The organism is Microvirga sp. RSM25 (assembly GCF_044784385.1).
GTDB classification, from domain to species: Bacteria; Pseudomonadota; Alphaproteobacteria; order Rhizobiales; family Beijerinckiaceae; genus Microvirga; species Microvirga tunisiensis.
Map to the genome: position 1 here is coordinate 4,808,493 of NZ_CP173039.1, position 15,906 is coordinate 4,824,398.

14 protein-coding genes are annotated in these 15,906 nt (G+C 63.6%); 12 read left to right on the forward strand and 2 right to left on the reverse strand.

All coding sequences use genetic code 11. From position 1 onward, the window contains the following. Positions 1 to 26: 26 nt before the first annotated feature. Genes ACD578_RS22855 through ACD578_RS22885 form a run of 7 tightly spaced genes read left to right on the forward strand, consistent with a single transcriptional unit; the run spans position 27 to position 7,833 of the window. Positions 27 to 1,037, forward strand: coding sequence for an ABC transporter substrate-binding protein (locus tag ACD578_RS22855; protein WP_404288773.1), 1,011 nt, complete (start codon positions 27 to 29; stop codon positions 1,035 to 1,037). 17 nt (positions 1,038 to 1,054) lie between these two features. After that, positions 1,055 to 1,867, forward strand: coding sequence for an ABC transporter ATP-binding protein (locus ACD578_RS22860; protein WP_404288775.1), 813 nt, complete (start codon positions 1,055 to 1,057; stop codon positions 1,865 to 1,867). A 5-nt stretch (positions 1,868 to 1,872) separates the two neighbouring features. Continuing rightward, positions 1,873 to 3,258 carry an enolase C-terminal domain-like protein gene (locus ACD578_RS22865; protein WP_404288777.1) on the forward strand — a complete coding sequence of 462 codons (1,386 nt, stop codon included), beginning with the start codon at positions 1,873 to 1,875 and terminating at the stop codon, positions 3,256 to 3,258. Positions 3,259 to 3,273: 15 nt separating this feature from the next. Continuing rightward, a complete protein-coding gene (locus tag ACD578_RS22870) occupies positions 3,274 to 4,461 on the forward strand; it encodes a Gfo/Idh/MocA family protein (protein ID WP_404288779.1) in 1,188 nt (395 codons plus the stop codon). Then, a complete protein-coding gene (locus ACD578_RS22875) occupies positions 4,448 to 5,638 on the forward strand; it encodes a dihydrodipicolinate synthase family protein (RefSeq protein ID WP_404288781.1) in 1,191 nt (396 codons plus the stop codon). The genes ACD578_RS22870 and ACD578_RS22875 overlap by 14 nt, the downstream gene beginning before the upstream one ends. Positions 5,639 to 5,641: 3 nt before the next feature. Beyond that, a complete protein-coding gene (locus ACD578_RS22880) occupies positions 5,642 to 6,508 on the forward strand; it encodes a sugar phosphate isomerase/epimerase family protein (RefSeq protein ID WP_404288783.1) in 867 nt (288 codons plus the stop codon). Between the two features lie 47 nt (positions 6,509 to 6,555). Beyond that, positions 6,556 to 7,833, forward strand: coding sequence for an ABC transporter substrate-binding protein (locus ACD578_RS22885; RefSeq protein ID WP_404288785.1), 1,278 nt, complete (start codon positions 6,556 to 6,558; stop codon positions 7,831 to 7,833). 50 nt (positions 7,834 to 7,883) lie between these two features. On the opposite strand, the gene ACD578_RS22890 is transcribed toward ACD578_RS22885, so the two are convergent. Continuing rightward, a complete protein-coding gene (locus ACD578_RS22890; protein WP_404288787.1) occupies positions 7,884 to 8,996 on the reverse strand; it encodes an Ldh family oxidoreductase in 1,113 nt (370 codons plus the stop codon). Between the two features lie 84 nt (positions 8,997 to 9,080). Continuing rightward, entirely contained in the window at positions 9,081 to 10,331 is a 1,251-nt protein-coding gene (locus ACD578_RS22895) for a Gfo/Idh/MocA family protein (protein WP_404288789.1), read from the reverse strand. Positions 10,332 to 10,693: 362 nt separating this feature from the next. Here ACD578_RS22895 and ACD578_RS22900 point away from each other — a divergent pair, with 362 nt between their 5' ends. The 5 genes from ACD578_RS22900 to ACD578_RS22920 all read left to right on the forward strand — a co-directional run bounded on the left by ACD578_RS22900 (position 10,694) and on the right by ACD578_RS22920 (position 15,787). Then, positions 10,694 to 11,974: an ABC transporter substrate-binding protein gene (locus ACD578_RS22900; RefSeq protein ID WP_404288791.1), complete on the forward strand. Its 1,281-nt coding sequence runs from the start codon at positions 10,694 to 10,696 to the stop codon at positions 11,972 to 11,974. A gap of 88 nt (positions 11,975 to 12,062) precedes the next feature. Further along, positions 12,063 to 13,004, forward strand: coding sequence for a carbohydrate ABC transporter permease (locus ACD578_RS22905; protein WP_244626956.1), 942 nt, complete (start codon positions 12,063 to 12,065; stop codon positions 13,002 to 13,004). Then, entirely contained in the window at positions 12,997 to 13,866 is an 870-nt protein-coding gene (locus tag ACD578_RS22910; RefSeq protein WP_152709409.1) for a carbohydrate ABC transporter permease, read from the forward strand. Before ACD578_RS22905 ends, ACD578_RS22910 begins: the two co-directional genes overlap by 8 nt. 11 nt (positions 13,867 to 13,877) lie before the next feature. Beyond that, entirely contained in the window at positions 13,878 to 14,909 is a 1,032-nt protein-coding gene (locus ACD578_RS22915) for a Gfo/Idh/MocA family protein (RefSeq protein ID WP_404288794.1), read from the forward strand. After that, positions 14,909 to 15,787, forward strand: coding sequence for an SMP-30/gluconolactonase/LRE family protein (locus ACD578_RS22920; protein ID WP_404288796.1), 879 nt, complete (start codon positions 14,909 to 14,911; stop codon positions 15,785 to 15,787). The genes ACD578_RS22915 and ACD578_RS22920 overlap by 1 nt, the downstream gene beginning before the upstream one ends. Positions 15,788 to 15,906 lie beyond the last annotated feature (119 nt).

Consider the following 15,906-nt stretch of genomic DNA (forward strand, 5'->3'; position numbering starts at 1 on the left):
GCCCATAAAATCATCGGAGGAAGTCCATGAAGAAACGTACGTTCCTGAAAGCTACCCTCTTTGCCGCCACGGCTCTCATGCCCTTCGTGTCGCTGCCGGCCCAGGCGGCGGACAAGGTCGTGCTGATGCTCAACTGGTACGTCTATGGCGAGCATGCACCCTTCTTCTACGGCAAGGAAAAGGGTCTTTACGCAGCCGAGGGCATCGATCTCGAAATTCAGGAGGGCCGCGGCTCGGCCGTGACGGTACAGGCCGTGGCGGCCAAGACCGTCGACTTCGCCTATGCCGATGTTCCCACCATGATCCGTGCTGCGGTGAAGGGTGCTCCCGTCACGTCGCCGGGCGTGCTGCTGCAGAAGAACCCCATGTCGGTCATGGGCTTCTCCGACAAGAACATTCGTAAAGCCGAAGATTTGCGCGGCAAGACGGTCGCGACCACGCCGGGCGATTCCATGTCGCAGATCTGGCCGCTCTTCCTCAAGAAGGCGGGTCTCAAAGAGAGCGAGATGCGCATTGTGTCCGGCGACGCGCAGACGAAGCTCAATGCGGTCATCAACGGTCAGGCCGACGTGCTCCTCGGCTACGTCATGGACCAGAGCATGAAGATCAAGGACGCGACGGGCAAGAACGTCACGCCGGTCATGTTCGCGGATTACGGCGTCAACCTCGTCTCTTCCGGCATCATCGCGCACAAGGACACCCTGAAGGAGAAGGCCGATCTCGTCCGCCGCTTCATGAGCGCGACCACCAAGGCGATCGAAGGCGCCGAGAAGGCTCCTGCCGAGGCGACCCAGGCGGTTCTGAAGGCGCTGCCGAAGGCCGGCAAGCCCGATACGCTGCAGGAAGGCTTCGAGCTGACAATCCCGCTCTACCGCACGGAAGAGACGAAGGGTCAGCGTCCGTTCAATGTCTCGGATGCCAACATGGCCGAGACGGTGAATCTCCTCATCGAGTACGGCGGACTCGACCCGGCGGCGAAGAACGATCCGAAGTCCTTCTACACCCGTGACTTCCTGCCGAAGGCGCCCTCCCAGTGAGCAGGCAGGCGCACGCCATGGCACATCTCCGTGTCGTCCCCAAGAGCGAGGCGTCCGCGCCTCGCCAGCTGATCCAGATCCGCAATCTGGCTAAAACCTATCGCACCCGGAGCGGAGACGTTCCCTCTCTGCGGCCGATCGATCTCGACGTTACCGACGGTGAATTCGTCGCCGTCGTCGGACCGTCCGGGTGCGGCAAGTCCACACTCCTGAAACTCGTGGCCGGCCTCATACCGCCGACCGAAGGCGAGGTGCAGATCGGCGGCGTCACCGTACAGGAGCCGCCGGATGATGTGGGCATCGTCTTCCAGAATCCGGTGCTCCTGCCGTGGCGTTCGGTGCTGCGCAACGTGATGATGCCGGTCGAGGTGCGCAAGCTCGACCGGGAGACCCATCTCGCCCGGGCCCGCAAGCTCCTGTCCATGGCGGGGCTCGAGGATTTCCAGGCCAAGTATCCCTGGCAGCTCTCCGGCGGCATGCAGCAGCGCGCCGCCATCTGCCGGGCGCTGGTGCACGATCCGAAGATCGTCCTCATGGACGAGCCCTTCGGCGCGCTCGATGCCATGACGCGCGAGCGCATGAACCTGGAACTGCAGCGCATCCACCACGAGACGGGCAAGACGATTCTGCTGATCACCCACTCGATTCCCGAGGCGGTGTTCCTCGCGGACCGCGTGGTCGTCATGTCGGAGCGGCCGGGTTCGATTGCCGCCATCTACGACGTCACGCTGCCCCGACCGCGCAACCTGGAGATCATGGGGCACCCGACCTTCGTCGATCTCACGCAGAGAATCCGCGGCCATTTCTACGCCCGCGGCCAGCTGGACTAACGATCATGTCAGCGACCCGGCTTCGCATTCGCGAGATCCAGGCCTTCGAGCGTTCCATGCGCTTTGCGCGGCCATTCCGATTCGGTCTCGTGACCGTCGACGAGGCGCCGCAGGCCTTCGTGCGGGTTGTCATTGAGGTGGAAGGCGCCGGCCTGGCGACCGGCGTCACCGCCGAGATGATGATGCCGAAATGGTTCGACAAGAACCCGGCCAAGTCACCGCAGGACACGATCGCGGACCTGAAGGCGAGTCTCGGCGAGGCCGCCAGCAACTATGCCGAGGCGCAGGACTGGGACACGGCCTTCGGCCATCATGGGCGCGGTTTCGCGGCCCAGAAGATGTGGGCCGCCGACCAGGGGCTGCCGGGGCTCGTCGCCTCGTTCGGACCCGCGCTCGTCGACAAGGCTGTCGCCGATGCTGCCCTCAAGGCGCTGAAGCTCAACTTCCCTGAAGGATTGCGGCGCAATGTCTTCGGCATCGATGCGCGACAGACGCCGGATCTCGGCGCCGAGCGCATCCAGTCCTTCCTGGCGGACGTTCAGCCGGTCGGCGCGGTCCTGCTGCGGCACACGATCGGATTGCTGGATTCTCTCGATGGAGCCGGCGGGCTCGAAGACGAAATTCGGCTGGCCAACCTAAGGCTCTTCAAGATCAAGATCGGCGGTGACGTTGATGCGGATATCGCGCGCCTGCAGGCGATCCACGATCTTCTGTCCCGACATGTTCCGGACTATCGTGCAACCCTCGACGCCAACGAGCAGTACGATCCGCAACGCCTGCGGGTTCTTCTCCGGGCAATGAGCGGCGGCGGCTTGCGCGCCTTCCGGGAGCACCTGCTCTACATCGAGCAGCCGTTCGACCGGGCAGGGACCTTCGCTGCGCCCCTAGGCGATCTCGCCGGCGAGATCCCGCTCATCATCGACGAGGCGGATGGCGATTACGACGCCTTCCCGCGTGCGGTCGAGCTCGGCTATCGCGGCGTATCCTCGAAGGCCTGCAAGGGGTTCTACAAGTCTGTCCTGAATGCCGTCCGCGTCTCGGTTCTGAATGAGCCGCAGCCGAGTCGGTTCTTCGTCTCCGCCGAAGATCTCACGTGCCAAGCCGGGCTTGGGATTCAGCAGGACACGGCGCTTGTCGCTACGCTCGGCATGGCCCATGCCGAGCGCAACGGCCACCATTACGTCGAGGGCTTCGGCCCCGCACCGGATGCGGAGGCGGCGCGCTTTGCGGCCGCGCATCCCGATCTCTACCGGAAGCAGGGCGGCCGCATCGGCCTTGCTTTCGAACGCGGGTCGTTACCGACCACGTCTCTCCTGTCTGCTCCAGGTTTCGCCAGCGGTGCCGAGCCTGATTGGAGCAGCCTCGTTCCGCTCACACAACACCATCTTTGATAGGAGACATTTATTATGACTCAGCGCAGGTTAGGCATCGTCATGCATGGCGTGACAGGCCGCATGGGAATGAACCAGCATCTCATTCGCTCCGTCGCAGCCATCCGCGCCGAGGGCGGCGTGACGCTGTCCGACGGATCGAAGGTGCAGCTCGATCCGATCCTGGTCGGGCGCAACGCGGAGAAGATCCAGGAGCTCGCCAAGGCTCACGGCATCGACCGGTGGACGACCGATCTGGACGCTGCCATCGCGGACCCGAAGGATGAGATCTTCTTCGATGCCGCGACGACGCAGATGCGCCCGACCCTGCTGGATCAGGCGATCAATGCCGGCAAGCACATCTATTGCGAGAAGCCGATTTCCACGAATCTGCCGGAAGCCCTGCGGATCGTCCGTCTCGCCCGCGAGAAGGGCGTGAAGAACGGAACCGTGCAGGACAAGCTGTTCCTGCCCGGCCTGCAGAAGCTGAAGATGCTGCGCGATTCCGGCTTCTTCGGCCGCATGCTCTCCGTGCGCGGCGAGTTCGGCTACTGGGTGTTCGAGGGCGATTGGGGCCAGCCGGCGCAGCGCCCGTCCTGGAACTACCGCTCCGAGGATGGCGGCGGCATGATCCTCGACATGGTCTGCCACTGGCGCTACGTGCTCGACAACCTCTTCGGCGAGGTGCGCTCGGTCTCCTGCGTGGGCTCGACGCATATCCCCGAGCGCGTGGACGAAAAGGGCAAGCCCTATCAGGCGACCGCCGACGATTCCGCCTATGCCACCTTCATGCTCGATGGCGGCGTGATCGCCCACATCAACATGTCGTGGTGCACCCGGGTCTATCGGGACGATCTCGTCACGTTCCATGTGGACGGAACGCACGGTTCCGCCGTCGCCGGTCTCACCGATTGCGTGATCCAGCCGCGTCAGGCCACGCCGCGTCCGGTCTGGAACCCGGATCAGAAGCAGACCATCGACTTCTACGCCGACTGGCAGCCGGTGCCGGACAATACGGTCTACGACAACGGCTTCAAGACCCAGTGGGAGATGTTCGTCCGTCACGTGGTCGAGGACGCGCCCTATCGCTACACGCTGGTGGAAGGCGCCAAGGGCGTTCAGCTCGTTGAATGCGCTCTCGAGAGCTGGCGCGAGCGCCGCTGGGTCGACGTCCCGCCGCTGAATGTGGGCGCCGCGAAGGAGAAGCAGCATGAACCGGCCTGAGACCGTCAGCGCCCTGTCGATCCGCCTGCCGCAGGCGGATCGCAGCCTGGAAACCTATAAGCTCTCCGCGCCGAAATCCTTCCCGGACAAGGTGAGCGGGCCGATGAACCGCATCGCGTTCTCGGCCGCTCACGTGGTCGCTGATCCGCTCGCCGACGCGGACCCGTGGCTGCAGGCCGCCATCGACTGGGACAAGACGATCGCCTATCGCGAGCGTCTGTGGGATCTCGGCCTCGGCGTCGCCGAGGCGATGGACACCGCGCAGCGCGGCATGGGCCTCGACTGGCCCACGTCGCTCGAGTTGATCCGGCGCTCGGTCGGCGCAGCGAAGGCGCGGGGCGACGCCCTCGTGTTCTCGGGCGCCGGCACCGATCATCTGGCGCCTGACGCGGCCCGCAGCATCGATGACGTGATCCGCGCCTACGAGGAGCAGTTCGCCGCCATCGAGGCCGTCGGCGGGCGCATCATTCTCATGGCGTCGCGCGCGCTCGCCCGCGTCGCCAGGTCCGCCGACGACTACGTCAAGGTCTACGATCGCATTCTGTCTCAGGCGAAGGAGCCGGTGATCATCCACTGGCTCGGCGACATGTTCGATCCGGCGCTTGCCGGCTATTGGGGCACAGGCAACCTCGATGCCGCGATGGATACGTGCGTGTCGATCATCAACAGCCATGCGGAGAAGGTCGACGGCGTCAAGATTTCCCTCCTCGACAAGGACAAGGAGATCGCCATGCGCCGCCGCCTCGACGAGCGCGTGCGGATGTATACGGGCGACGACTTCAACTATGCCGAGCTGATCGCCGGTGACGACCAGGGCTATTCGCATGCGCTGCTCGGTATCTTCGATGCCATCGCGCCGGCGGCCTCGTCGGCTCTCGTGAGCCTCGCGGCCGGCAACCTCGACGCGTTCCACGAGGCGCTCGCGCCGACGGTTCCGCTGTCGCGGCACATCTTCCGGGCGCCGACGCGGTTCTACAAGACGGGGGTGGTGTTCATGGCCTATCTCAACGGCCATCAGGATCACTTCACCATGGTCGGCGGACAGGAGAGCGCCCGCTCGACCCTGCACCTTGCCGAGCTCTTCCGTCTGGCGGACAAGGCCGGCCTCCTGCGGGATCCGGACCTCGCAGTCGAGCGCATGCGCTTCGTCCTGGCCACGCATGGGGTGGAGGCGTAAGAGATGCGTGACTTTACAGGCGATCACCGCGCCCTGTCGATCAACACGGCGACGGTGAGGAAGCAGGGCGACCTCGTCGCCATCACGGAGGCCTGCGCCAGAGCCGAGATCAAAGCGATCTCGCCCTGGCGCGATCAGGTGGCCGCGGTCGGTCTCAACCGGGCCGTGGCGGCCGTGAAGGATGCAGGACTCGAACTCTCCGGCTATTGCCGCGGCGGCATGTTCCCGGCCGATGCGGCGCGGCTGCCGGAGGCGACCGACGACAACCGCCGCGCTGTCGACGAGGCGGTCGCGCTCGGCGCGCCCTGTCTCGTGCTCGTCGTCGGTGGCCTGCCGCAATACTCACGGCCCGGCTCGCAACCGTCGAAGGACATCGACGCGGCGCGCGCCATGGTCGAGGACGGCATCGCGACGCTGCTCGAATATTCCCGGCAGGCAGGCCTCCCGCTCGCTATCGAGCCGCTCCATCCCATGTATGCGGCCGACCGCGCCTGCGTGAACACCATGCGCCAGGCTCTCGACATCTGCGACCGGGTCGACCCGGAACGCACGGGGATGCTCGGCCTTGCGGTCGACGTCTACCATGTCTGGTGGGATCCGGAATTAAGGGAGCAGATCCGCCGCACCGGCCACGACCGGCTGCTCGCGTATCACGTCTGCGACTGGCTCGTGCCCACCACGGATCTGCTGCTCGACCGCGGCATGATGGGTGACGGCGTGATCGATCTGCGCGGCATTCGCCACGAGGTCGAAGCGGTCGGCTATGCCGGCTATTCGGAGGTGGAGATCTTCTCCGAGAACAACTGGTGGACGAAGCCGATGGACGAGGTGCTCGCCACCTGCATCGAGCGACACCGCACGGTCGTCTGACATGGCCGCATCAAAGAAAACGTCCTGACGAACAGGAGACAACAACGATGGTAGGAAACGTCTCACGACGCACCTTCATGGCAGCCGCCGGCGCGTCCATGCTTGCCCACAAGGCCGCATGGGCGCAGGAGAGCACCCGGTTCCGGATCTTCTGGTGGGGATCCAAGGAGCGCGCCGACAGAACCTTGAAGGCGGCGGCTCTGTACCAGCAGCGCAATCCGCACATCAGGATCGACGGCGAATCCCTGTCCTTCACCGATTACTGGCCGAGGCTTGCGACGCAGGTCGCCGGCCGCAATGCTCCCGATCTGATCCAGATGGATTATCGCTACCTCGCCGAATATGCGCGGCGCGGTGTCCTCCTTCCCCTCGATGAGTTCATGGGGGAGGACTTGCAGATCGGCGATTTCGGTCAGGCCTCTCTCGACAGCTGCAAGGTGGACGGAAAGCTCTATGCCATCAACCTCGGCAACAACTCCCATGCCCTGATCTACAACAAGGCGGCTTTTCAGAAGGCCGGCGTCGATGAACCCGTCATCGGAACGAGCTGGGACAAGTTCACCGCGATCTGCGCCGAGGTCACGAAAGCCCATGACGGTTCCTATTTCGGTACCGTCGACGCAGGTGCGGACGAAGCCGCCTTCGAGAACTGGCTGCGCCAGCGCGGCAAGGCGCTTTATACCGAGGACGGCAAGCTCGGGTTCGAAGAGGCCGATATCGGTGATTGGCTCTCGCTCTGGGTGAAGATGCGCGAGGTGAAGGCCTGTCCGCCCGCAGACATTCAGGCGCTCGACAAGAGCGGCCCCGATACCAGCCTGCTCACACAGGGTCGCGCGGGTTGCGCCTTCAACCACTCCAACCAGTTCGTCGGCTTCCAGGCCATCAACAAGAACACGCTCGGCATCGCCACCTATCCGCAGGGCGCTGGACCCCATCCGGGTCAGTATCTCAAGCCCTCGATGATGTGGAGCATCTATGCCCGCACGAAGGTTGCTCCGGAAGCGGTGAAGTTCGCCAACTTCACCGTCAAGGATCCGGAAGGCGCGCGGATTCTCGGCGTCGAGCGCGGGGTGCCGGCCTCGCCGTCGACACGGCAGGCGGTGTCGGATCAGCTTGATGAAATGAGCAAGAAGGTGGTCGATTTCATCGCGGAGGTATCGCAGCGCGTCGGGCCGATCCCACCTGCGCCGCCGCAAGGAGCTGGCGAGATCCAGGTTCTGCTCAGGCGTGTCAACGAGCAGGTCGGCTTTGGACGCTCAGCCGCATCGGCCGCGGCAAAGCAATACATCACTGAGGCGAATTCGATTCTGGCGCGCGGGCGCTGATCAGGCCGATCGCTCGGGGCTCCTGTTCGCGTGGCGGGAGCCCGTTATTCTCAGGCGGCCATCGCCGGCTGCAGCAGGTAAGGGGCGCCCGCGGCCTCGGCAATTTCCCGCACCTTCAGTTTCAACGTCTCAGGGATCGGAATGCCCGTGACGAGCCGCTCTTCACGAGCGGCCCATTCCGGTTCGCCCGGCACCAGGACCGGCTCGTCCTCGTGGACCGGCTTCGTGGCATGCAGGGTATCGATGACCACCTCCACGTCCGATTGGAAGGCATCGAACGGCCGGAAGGCCGCTGGGTTCAGGGCCATGAAGAAGTGGCCGATATTGTCGGGGTCGGACGGCTTCTGGGTCCTGTTCCGGACTGGCGAGAAGGACGCGCCGGACAGACTGCCCGACAGGATCTGGGCGATCAGGCCGAGCCCGTAACCCTTGTGTCCGCCCATATCGCTGCCATCGCCGCCCACGGGTGTGAGGCCACCTTCCTGGCCCTCGAAAATCTGACGGAAGGCTCGGCCGGAATCGGTGACGGGCTGTCCATCGCCGTCGATCACCCATCCGGCCGGAAGGTCCTTGCCCTGCAGGGCATAGACCTTGACCTTGTTGGCCGCGACGACGCTGGTGGACATATCGACGCAAAGGCTCGGATGCCGACCGGCCGGCACCGCGACGGCGATCGGATTGGTACCGAGCACGCGCTCGACCCCGTTCGTGGGCACGACGGAGATCACGCGGGTCGTCGACGACACCACACCGATCAGCCCACGTTCCGCGGCCATCGTGGCGTAATAGCCCGCGGCACCGAAATGGTGGGAGTTGAACACCGACACGATGCCAACATCGTGCGCCAGCGCCTTCTCGATGGCGAGGTTCATGCCCATGAGGGCGGCAGGATGACCCAAACCGGCTCCGCCATCGAGCAGGGCCGTGCTGGCGCTCTGCCGGACGATCCGGGGTTCGGCCTGCAGCTGGAGCTGCCCGGCCTTCTGCATCTGGGCATATTGGGTCAGCATCGAGATTCCATGGGAGTCGATGCCGCGCAGATCGGTCTCGACCATCACCTCGGCCGTGAGGCGCAGCTTCTCCTCGCCCATGCCCCAGGCCCGCAGGATCGCCTCGATCTGGGCGCGAATCACGTCCGCCGAGAAATTCTCGCTCACGATCATTGTGTGTTCTCTCGCGTGTTCAATCCGGCTGCTCCCGTCCGGGGAGCAGATGGGGAGGTGGCTGCAGCCACCTCCCGTCGAGCATCAAGCGGCAATGGCCTGCGCCGGATCGAGCAGCTTCGAGACGCTGACCATCTGGCCCGTCTTCGAGCTCTGAAGCGCTGCGATTCCGCACAGCACCGACATGGCGCCGGCGCGCGAACCGGCACGCTGGTTCAGCGGGTCAGGGGTCCCCGGCTTGAAGAGCATGTCCTGCAGCTTCGGATCGCCGCCAAAGTGCCCGCCCGGCTCGTGCGGGACCTGGATCGTCTCGACGCCGCCGAAATTCCGTACGAGCTGGATCTCGTCGTGTTCCGGCGTTTCCCAGGGCTGGCGCTCGAATTGGCGCATCTGGATGCGGCCCTTGGTGCCGTCGAAGGCGATGAAATGGCCCTCGATCGGCATGTAGGTGTTCACCGAATAGGTGACCTGCACGCCCTTCTGATAGCGAATCATGGCCGACATCGTGTCGGGAATGTTGATCTCTTCGCGGAACACGCAGGCATCGCGGACGTAGCCATCTTCGCGGGACGGATCCTCGTACAGGGCCTCAAGCCAGGGATCCTTGCTGATGTCGACATAGTAGTCGCAATAGCTTGCATGCGGGCAGGTCTTGCAGCGCTCGCCGCGGAAAGGATTGACCTTGCCGTATTTGCGCAGGCTCGCGAAGGCGAAGACCTGCTCCGGATCGTCGTCCAGGTACCAGTTCATCAGGTCGAAATGGTGGGTGCTCTTGTGCACGAACAGGCTGCCGGAATTCTCTTCGACCGCGTGCCAGCGGCGGAAGTAGTCCGCGCCGTGCTTGTTGTCGAGAAACCAGTGGAAATCGATCGAGGTAACATCACCGATCACGCCGGAGTTGAGGAGTTCCTTGATCTTCCGAACGGTCGGAGCGTAGCGGTAGTTGAAGGTCACATCGACGCGGCGTCCGGTGCGCTTCTCGGCCTCCAGGATGCGCCGCACCTTCTCGGCCGTGGTCGTCATCGGCTTCTCGGTGATGACGTCCACCCCGGCCTCGAGTGCCCGTACGATCATTTCATCGTGATTCGAATCCCGGGTGCAGACGATGACCTGGTCCGGCTTGACCGTCGCAATCATCTCCTGGGCGTCGGTATAGATGGGAGCATCGATCCCCAAAAAACCCCGGGCGCGCTCGGCGCGGAGCCGGTTCGTGTCGCAGAGGGCGACGATTTCCACGTAGTCGCTGTAGCCCTTGACCACGTTGATCCCCCACATGCCGGTGCCGCGGTGGCCTGTGCCGATGAGGGCAATGCGTTTCCTGCTTGAGCGATCCATTCTCTTGGGTTCTCCTGCTGCTTCGCTCTTAAAGGTTGTTCGAGCGTTAAATTTGTCTGACAAATGTGAGCTTCGGCCGTTGGTGAACCAGGGGGCAGGCTCTTTTTTGTCCGGTTGTCTCTTGGGAAGCTTCGGGGGAGAAGCTTAGATCGTCAAATTACATCATACAACTGGTTGACATACAACCGTTCTAAATTCTAGCTTCATGTCGGATGGCGACAAAAGAAAAGCGCTCCCGTAACGTATGGGGTCAAGGGACCGAACCCTCGGCGCGACGGGCACCAAAGAAAAAGAATTGTCGCCGAAAGAGGCACCAAGTTCGGGCGACCGTCGAAGCGGCGCCCAAGAGGGAGATACGCCACATGACTCACGACCTTAACCGCAGGACCTTGCTGAAGGCGGCCCTCGGGTCTGCCGGTCTCAGCGCTCTGGGAAGCCTTCCGGCTTTCGCGCAGGATGCTCGCGTCCGTCTGTATTGGTGGGGCTCGAAGGAGCGCGCCGACCGCACCCTGAAAGCGGTCTCGCTCTACCAGGAGCGGAACCCGAGCGTGAAGATCGATGGTGAGACCCTGGCCTGGGGCGACTACTGGCCGCGGCTCGCGACCCAGGCGGCTGGCCGCAACGCTCCGGACCTGATCCAGATGGACTACCGCTATGTCGCGGAATATGCCCGTCGCGGCGCGTTGCTGCCGCTCGACGAGTTCCTGGGCAAGTCGCTCGATATTAGCGACTTCGACAAGGCTTCTCTCGACAGCTGCAAGGTCGATGGCAAGCTCTACGGCATCAATATCGGCAACAACTCGAACGCCCTAATCTACAACAAGGCTGCGTTCCAGAAGGCCGGTGTGCCTGAGCCGATCGACGTGACGTGGGACAAGTTCTTCGAACTCGCGGCCGCCGTCACGAAGGCGCATAACGGCGACTATTACGGCACGTCGGACGGCAGCGCCGAAGAGGTTGCCTTCGAGAACTGGCTGCGCCAGCGCGGCAAGGCGCTGTTCACCGAGGACGGCAAGCTCGGCTTGGACGAGAAGGATGCGGGCGACTGGTTCGCCATGTGGGCCAAGGCGCGCGAGGCGAAGGCCTGCCCGCCGGCCGATCTCCAGGCGCTCGACAAGAACAACATCGAGACCAACCTGCTGACCCAGGGCCGCGCGGCCTGCGCGTTCAACCATTCCAACCAGTATGTCGGCTACCAAGTTCTCAACAAGAACCCGCTCGGCATCACCATGTATCCGCAGGGCGCTGGGCCCAATCCGGGCCACTACCTCAAGCCCTCGATGATGTGGAGCATCTATGCCCGCAGCAAGGTGGCCGAGCCTGCGGTGAAGTTCGCAAACTTCACCGTGAAGGACGTGGACGGCGCGAAGCTCCTCGGCGTGGAGCGCGGCGTTCCGGCTTCTCCGAAGATCCGCGAGGCCGTCGCGGCGGAGCTCGACGCCCAGGGCAAGCTCGTCGTGGACTATATCTCTCACGTCACGCCGAAGGTCGGTCCCATTCCGCCCGCTCCGCCGAAAGGCGCCGGCGAGATCCAGACCATGCTGCGCCGGATCTCCGAACAGGTCGGATTCGGACGCATGTCCACGGCCGACGGCGGCAAGCAGTACGTCAGCGAAGCTCAGGCCATTCTGAGCCGCGCCTGACGACAAGCGCCTCCTGACTCACCAGGCCGACCCAGCCGAACCGGGTCGGCCTGTCCGTCTATCATGACATTGCTGTGAGCCATTCTGCATGACAACAACTGCTCAAATTCCTTTGACGATCATCGAGCCGGAAAAGCGCAGCAAGGGTCGGGAGGGATTGTCCCGTGCGCTCGTCTCCTATTCCTTCCTGGCGCCCTGGCTCATCGGCTTTCTCGGGCTGACCCTCGGCCCGACGCTCGCATCCCTTTATCTGTCCTTTACCAATTTCGACCTGCTGCAGGATCCGCAATTCATCGGAACGGCCAACTACCAGCGCATCGTCACCAATGACGTGAAGTTCTGGCATTCCATGCAGGTGACGTTTACCTATGTCATCATGGCCGTCCCGCTGAAGCTCGCTTTCGCGCTCGGTCTGGCCATGGTCCTCAATCGCGGCATTGCCGGGCTGCCCCTCTACCGGGCTCTCTTCTATTTGCCATCACTGCTCGGCGCGAGCGTCGCCATCGCGGTGCTCTGGCGCCAGCTCTTCGCCAAGGACGGTCTTGCCAACGTGGCACTGGCCTTCTTCGGCATCGATGGGCCGAGCTGGATCTCCGATCCGAACTACTCCCTCTATACCCTGGTGCTGCTCAGCGTCTGGCAGTTCGGCTCGCCGATGATCATCTTCCTCGCCGGCCTGCGGCAGATCCCGTCCGACGTTTACGAGGCAGCCAGCATCGACGGCGCCAGCAAGATGCAGCAGTTCATCAAGATCACCGTTCCGCTGCTTACACCGGTTATCTTCTTCAACGGCATCGTGCAGACCATCGATGCGTTCAAAGCCTTCACGCCGGCCTTCATCATCAGCGAGGGCACGGGTGGGCCGATCGACTCGACCCTCTTCTACACCCTGTACCTGTACCAGGAAGGCTTCGCCTATTTCCGCATGGGATATGCGTCGGCTCTGGCATGGATCCTTCTGATCATCATTGCCTGCTTCACCGCCTTCTCGTTCCTCACCTCTCGTTACTGGGTCCATTACAATGACTGATGCTTCAACAACAGTCGCAACGACGCCGAATGCCGGCGGAGCCCGCTCTCTCCTCTATCACGTGATCCTGTGCGGCGTGTCGCTGCTCATGCTCTACCCGCTGCTGTGGATGCTCGCGAGCAGCTTCAAGCCCGACGACGAGATCTTCGGCAATGCCTCGCTCTTGCCCGATACCTTCACTCTCGACGCCTACATTCGCGGCTGGAGCGGCCTGACGGTGAGCTTCGGGACCTTCTTCTGGAACTCGCTGGTGATCGCGGTCCTCAGCGTGATCGGCAACGTGTTTTCCTGCTCGCTGGCGGCCTATGCCTTCGCGCGGCTGAAGTTTCCGCTGAAGAACTTCTGGTTTGCGCTCATGCTCGGCACGCTGATGCTGCCCTATCACGTGACCCTCATCCCGCAATATGTGCTGTTCCTGAACCTCGACTGGGTGAACACCTTCCTGCCGCTGGTGGTGCCCAAGTTCCTGGCCGCGGACGCCTTCTTCATCTTCCTGCTCTACCAGTTCTTCCGCGGCATTCCGCGCGAGCTCGACGAGGCGGCGATCATCGACGGAGCAGGGCCCTGGCGCATTTTCTGGAGCGTCATGCTGCCATTGTCGGTGCCGGCGCTCGCCACGGCGGCGATCTTCACCTTCATCTGGACCTGGGACGATTTCTTCGGCCCGCTGATCTACCTGAACGATGCGAGCCAGTACACGGTCCAACTCGGCCTGCGCACCTTCGTGGACTCGACGGGTAAGTCCGACTGGAGTGCCCTGTTCGCCATGTCCGTGGTCGCCCTGATCCCGGTCCTGCTGTTCTTCGCGGTCTTCCAGCGCCTGCTGATCGAAGGCATCGCAACCACCGGCCTGAAGGGTTGAGGACAGAGCGAATGTCAGCATCCGGAATTCGCTTCGCCGTCATCGGCATCAACCACAACCACATCTTCGGCCAGGTTGATGCCCTTCTCGGCGCCGGCGGCGAGTTCGTATCCTTCTTCGCCCAGGAGGACGACCTCGCCGCTCCCTTCAAAGAGCGCTACCCGCAGGCGGAACGCGTTCACGACGCCCGCCGGATCCTGGAGGACGAGAGCATCGCCATCGTGCTGAGCGCCGCGATCCCCAGGGACCGTGCGCGGATCGGCATCGAGGTCATGCGCCACGGCAAGGACTACATGGTCGACAAGCCGGGCATGATCACGCTCGAGGAGTTGGAAGAGGTTCGCCGGGTTCAGAAGGAGACCGGGCGCATCTATTCGATCTTCTATTCCGAGCATTTCAGCAGCCGCGTCACCAACAAGGCCGGCGAGCTGATCCGCTCCGGTGCCATCGGCAAGGTGGTGAACACCTTGGGCCTCGGCCCGCACCGGCTGAATGCGCCCATCCGCCCGTCATGGTTCTTCGAGCGTGAGGCCTATGGCGGGATCCTGACCGACATCGCATCCCATCAATGCGAGCAGTTCCTGTTCTATACGGGCGCGAAGGAGGCCGAGGTCACCTATGCGATGGTGGCCAACCGCAACAATCCTCAGACGCCGGGTCTTCAGGATTTCGGCGAGATGACGCTCAGGTCGGCCGATGCGACCGGCTATATCCGGGTGGACTGGTTCACGCCGGACGGCCTGCCGATCTGGGGCGACGGCCGCGTCATGATCGTCGGCACCGAGGGCACGATCGAGATGCGCAAATACATCGATGTCGCCGGACGCGAGGGCAAGGATCACCTCTTCCTCGTGGACAAGACCGGCATGCGTCATCTCGACTGCTCCAATGAGGACCTGCCTTACGGGCGCGATCTCCTCAATGACGTCCGGAACCGGACCGAGACGGCGATGGGCCAGGAGCACTGCTTCAAGGCCATGGAACTCACTCTCAAGGCTCAAGCGCTGGCGGAAGCGGCTCCGGCCGGGCAGGGGGCCCGGTGATGCTCGAATTCCGCCTGCTCAAGGACGTGCGCTGCGGGATCGGCGAGAGCCCCGTCTGGGACGATCGACGCCAGATCCTGTTCTTCATCGACATCAAGGCTCCCGCCATTCATTCCATCCGGCTCGACGGCACGGAGCATCGCGTCTGGGCGATGCCGAAGGTCGTCGGCTCCATCGGGCTCGGGACCAGCGGCCGGCTGGTCGTGGCGCTCGAGCGCACGATCGCCGTCTTCGACCCGGAAAGCGAAAGCCTGGAGGTTCTGGCGGAGATCGACGGCGAGCCAGCCTGGAATCGCCTGAACGACGGAAAGGTGGGGCCGGATGGCGCCTTCTGGGTCGGGTCGATGGACGACCGCCCGCAGAAGGAACCCCGCGGTTCCCTCTACCGGGTCGATGGCGGCGGTCGGGTGACCCGGGTGCTCGAGCATGCATGCCTCGTCTCGAACGGGCTGGCCTGGTCGGCCGACGGTCGCACCATGTTCCATTCGGATTCCCGCGGCCCCTGGATCGACCGCTACGATTTCGAGCCATCCTCGGGCCGTCTCGCGAACCGAATGCGCATCGCCACGCTCGATGAAGCCACGGGACGGCCGGATGGCGGCGCCTGCGACGCGGAGGGATTCTACTGGAGTTCCGGCGTATCCGCCGGGCGCCTGAACCGGATCTCCCGCGATGGAGAGATCCTGGCGTCCTATCCCGTTCCCGTGCCTGCGCCCACCATGCCGTGCTTCTGCGGAGACGATCTGAAGACTCTGGTCATCACATCCCTCAAGCCGGACGATCCCGATGTGCTGGCCTCCGCTCCGCAATCCGGCAGCCTGTTCATCGCGTCCTCTCCGGTGGCCGGAGCCCGGATCGAACGGTGGGCGGACGCCTGACGGGCATGTGTCGTCATCGATGCTCCTGACGATCCCGGTGGATTTCACCAGGATCGGCCACTCCCGGCGGAGTGGCAAAATTCATCATATGTCTTATAAATAAGCAACTCGATCATCAG

Bases quoted from the DNA above. Each gene is read 5' to 3' on its own strand.
- ACD578_RS22855 (WP_404288773.1), top strand. From the start codon at position 27: ATGAAGAAACGTACGTTCCTGAAAGCTACCCTCTTTGCCGCCACGGCT.
- ACD578_RS22860 (WP_404288775.1), top strand. From the start codon at position 1,055: ATGGCACATCTCCGTGTCGTCCCCAAGAGCGAGGCGTCCGCGCCTCGC.
- ACD578_RS22865 (WP_404288777.1), top strand. From the start codon at position 1,873: ATGTCAGCGACCCGGCTTCGCATTCGCGAGATCCAGGCCTTCGAGCGT.
- ACD578_RS22870 (WP_404288779.1), top strand. From the start codon at position 3,274: ATGACTCAGCGCAGGTTAGGCATCGTCATGCATGGCGTGACAGGCCGC.
- ACD578_RS22875 (WP_404288781.1), top strand. From the start codon at position 4,448: ATGAACCGGCCTGAGACCGTCAGCGCCCTGTCGATCCGCCTGCCGCAG.
- ACD578_RS22880 (WP_404288783.1), top strand. From the start codon at position 5,642: ATGCGTGACTTTACAGGCGATCACCGCGCCCTGTCGATCAACACGGCG.
- ACD578_RS22885 (WP_404288785.1), top strand. From the start codon at position 6,556: ATGGTAGGAAACGTCTCACGACGCACCTTCATGGCAGCCGCCGGCGCG.
- ACD578_RS22890 (WP_404288787.1), bottom strand. From the start codon at position 8,996: ATGATCGTGAGCGAGAATTTCTCGGCGGACGTGATTCGCGCCCAGATC.
- ACD578_RS22895 (WP_404288789.1), bottom strand. From the start codon at position 10,331: ATGGATCGCTCAAGCAGGAAACGCATTGCCCTCATCGGCACAGGCCAC.
- ACD578_RS22900 (WP_404288791.1), top strand. From the start codon at position 10,694: ATGACTCACGACCTTAACCGCAGGACCTTGCTGAAGGCGGCCCTCGGG.
- ACD578_RS22905 (WP_244626956.1), top strand. From the start codon at position 12,063: ATGACAACAACTGCTCAAATTCCTTTGACGATCATCGAGCCGGAAAAG.
- ACD578_RS22910 (WP_152709409.1), top strand. From the start codon at position 12,997: ATGACTGATGCTTCAACAACAGTCGCAACGACGCCGAATGCCGGCGGA.
- ACD578_RS22915 (WP_404288794.1), top strand. From the start codon at position 13,878: ATGTCAGCATCCGGAATTCGCTTCGCCGTCATCGGCATCAACCACAAC.
- ACD578_RS22920 (WP_404288796.1), top strand. From the start codon at position 14,909: ATGCTCGAATTCCGCCTGCTCAAGGACGTGCGCTGCGGGATCGGCGAG.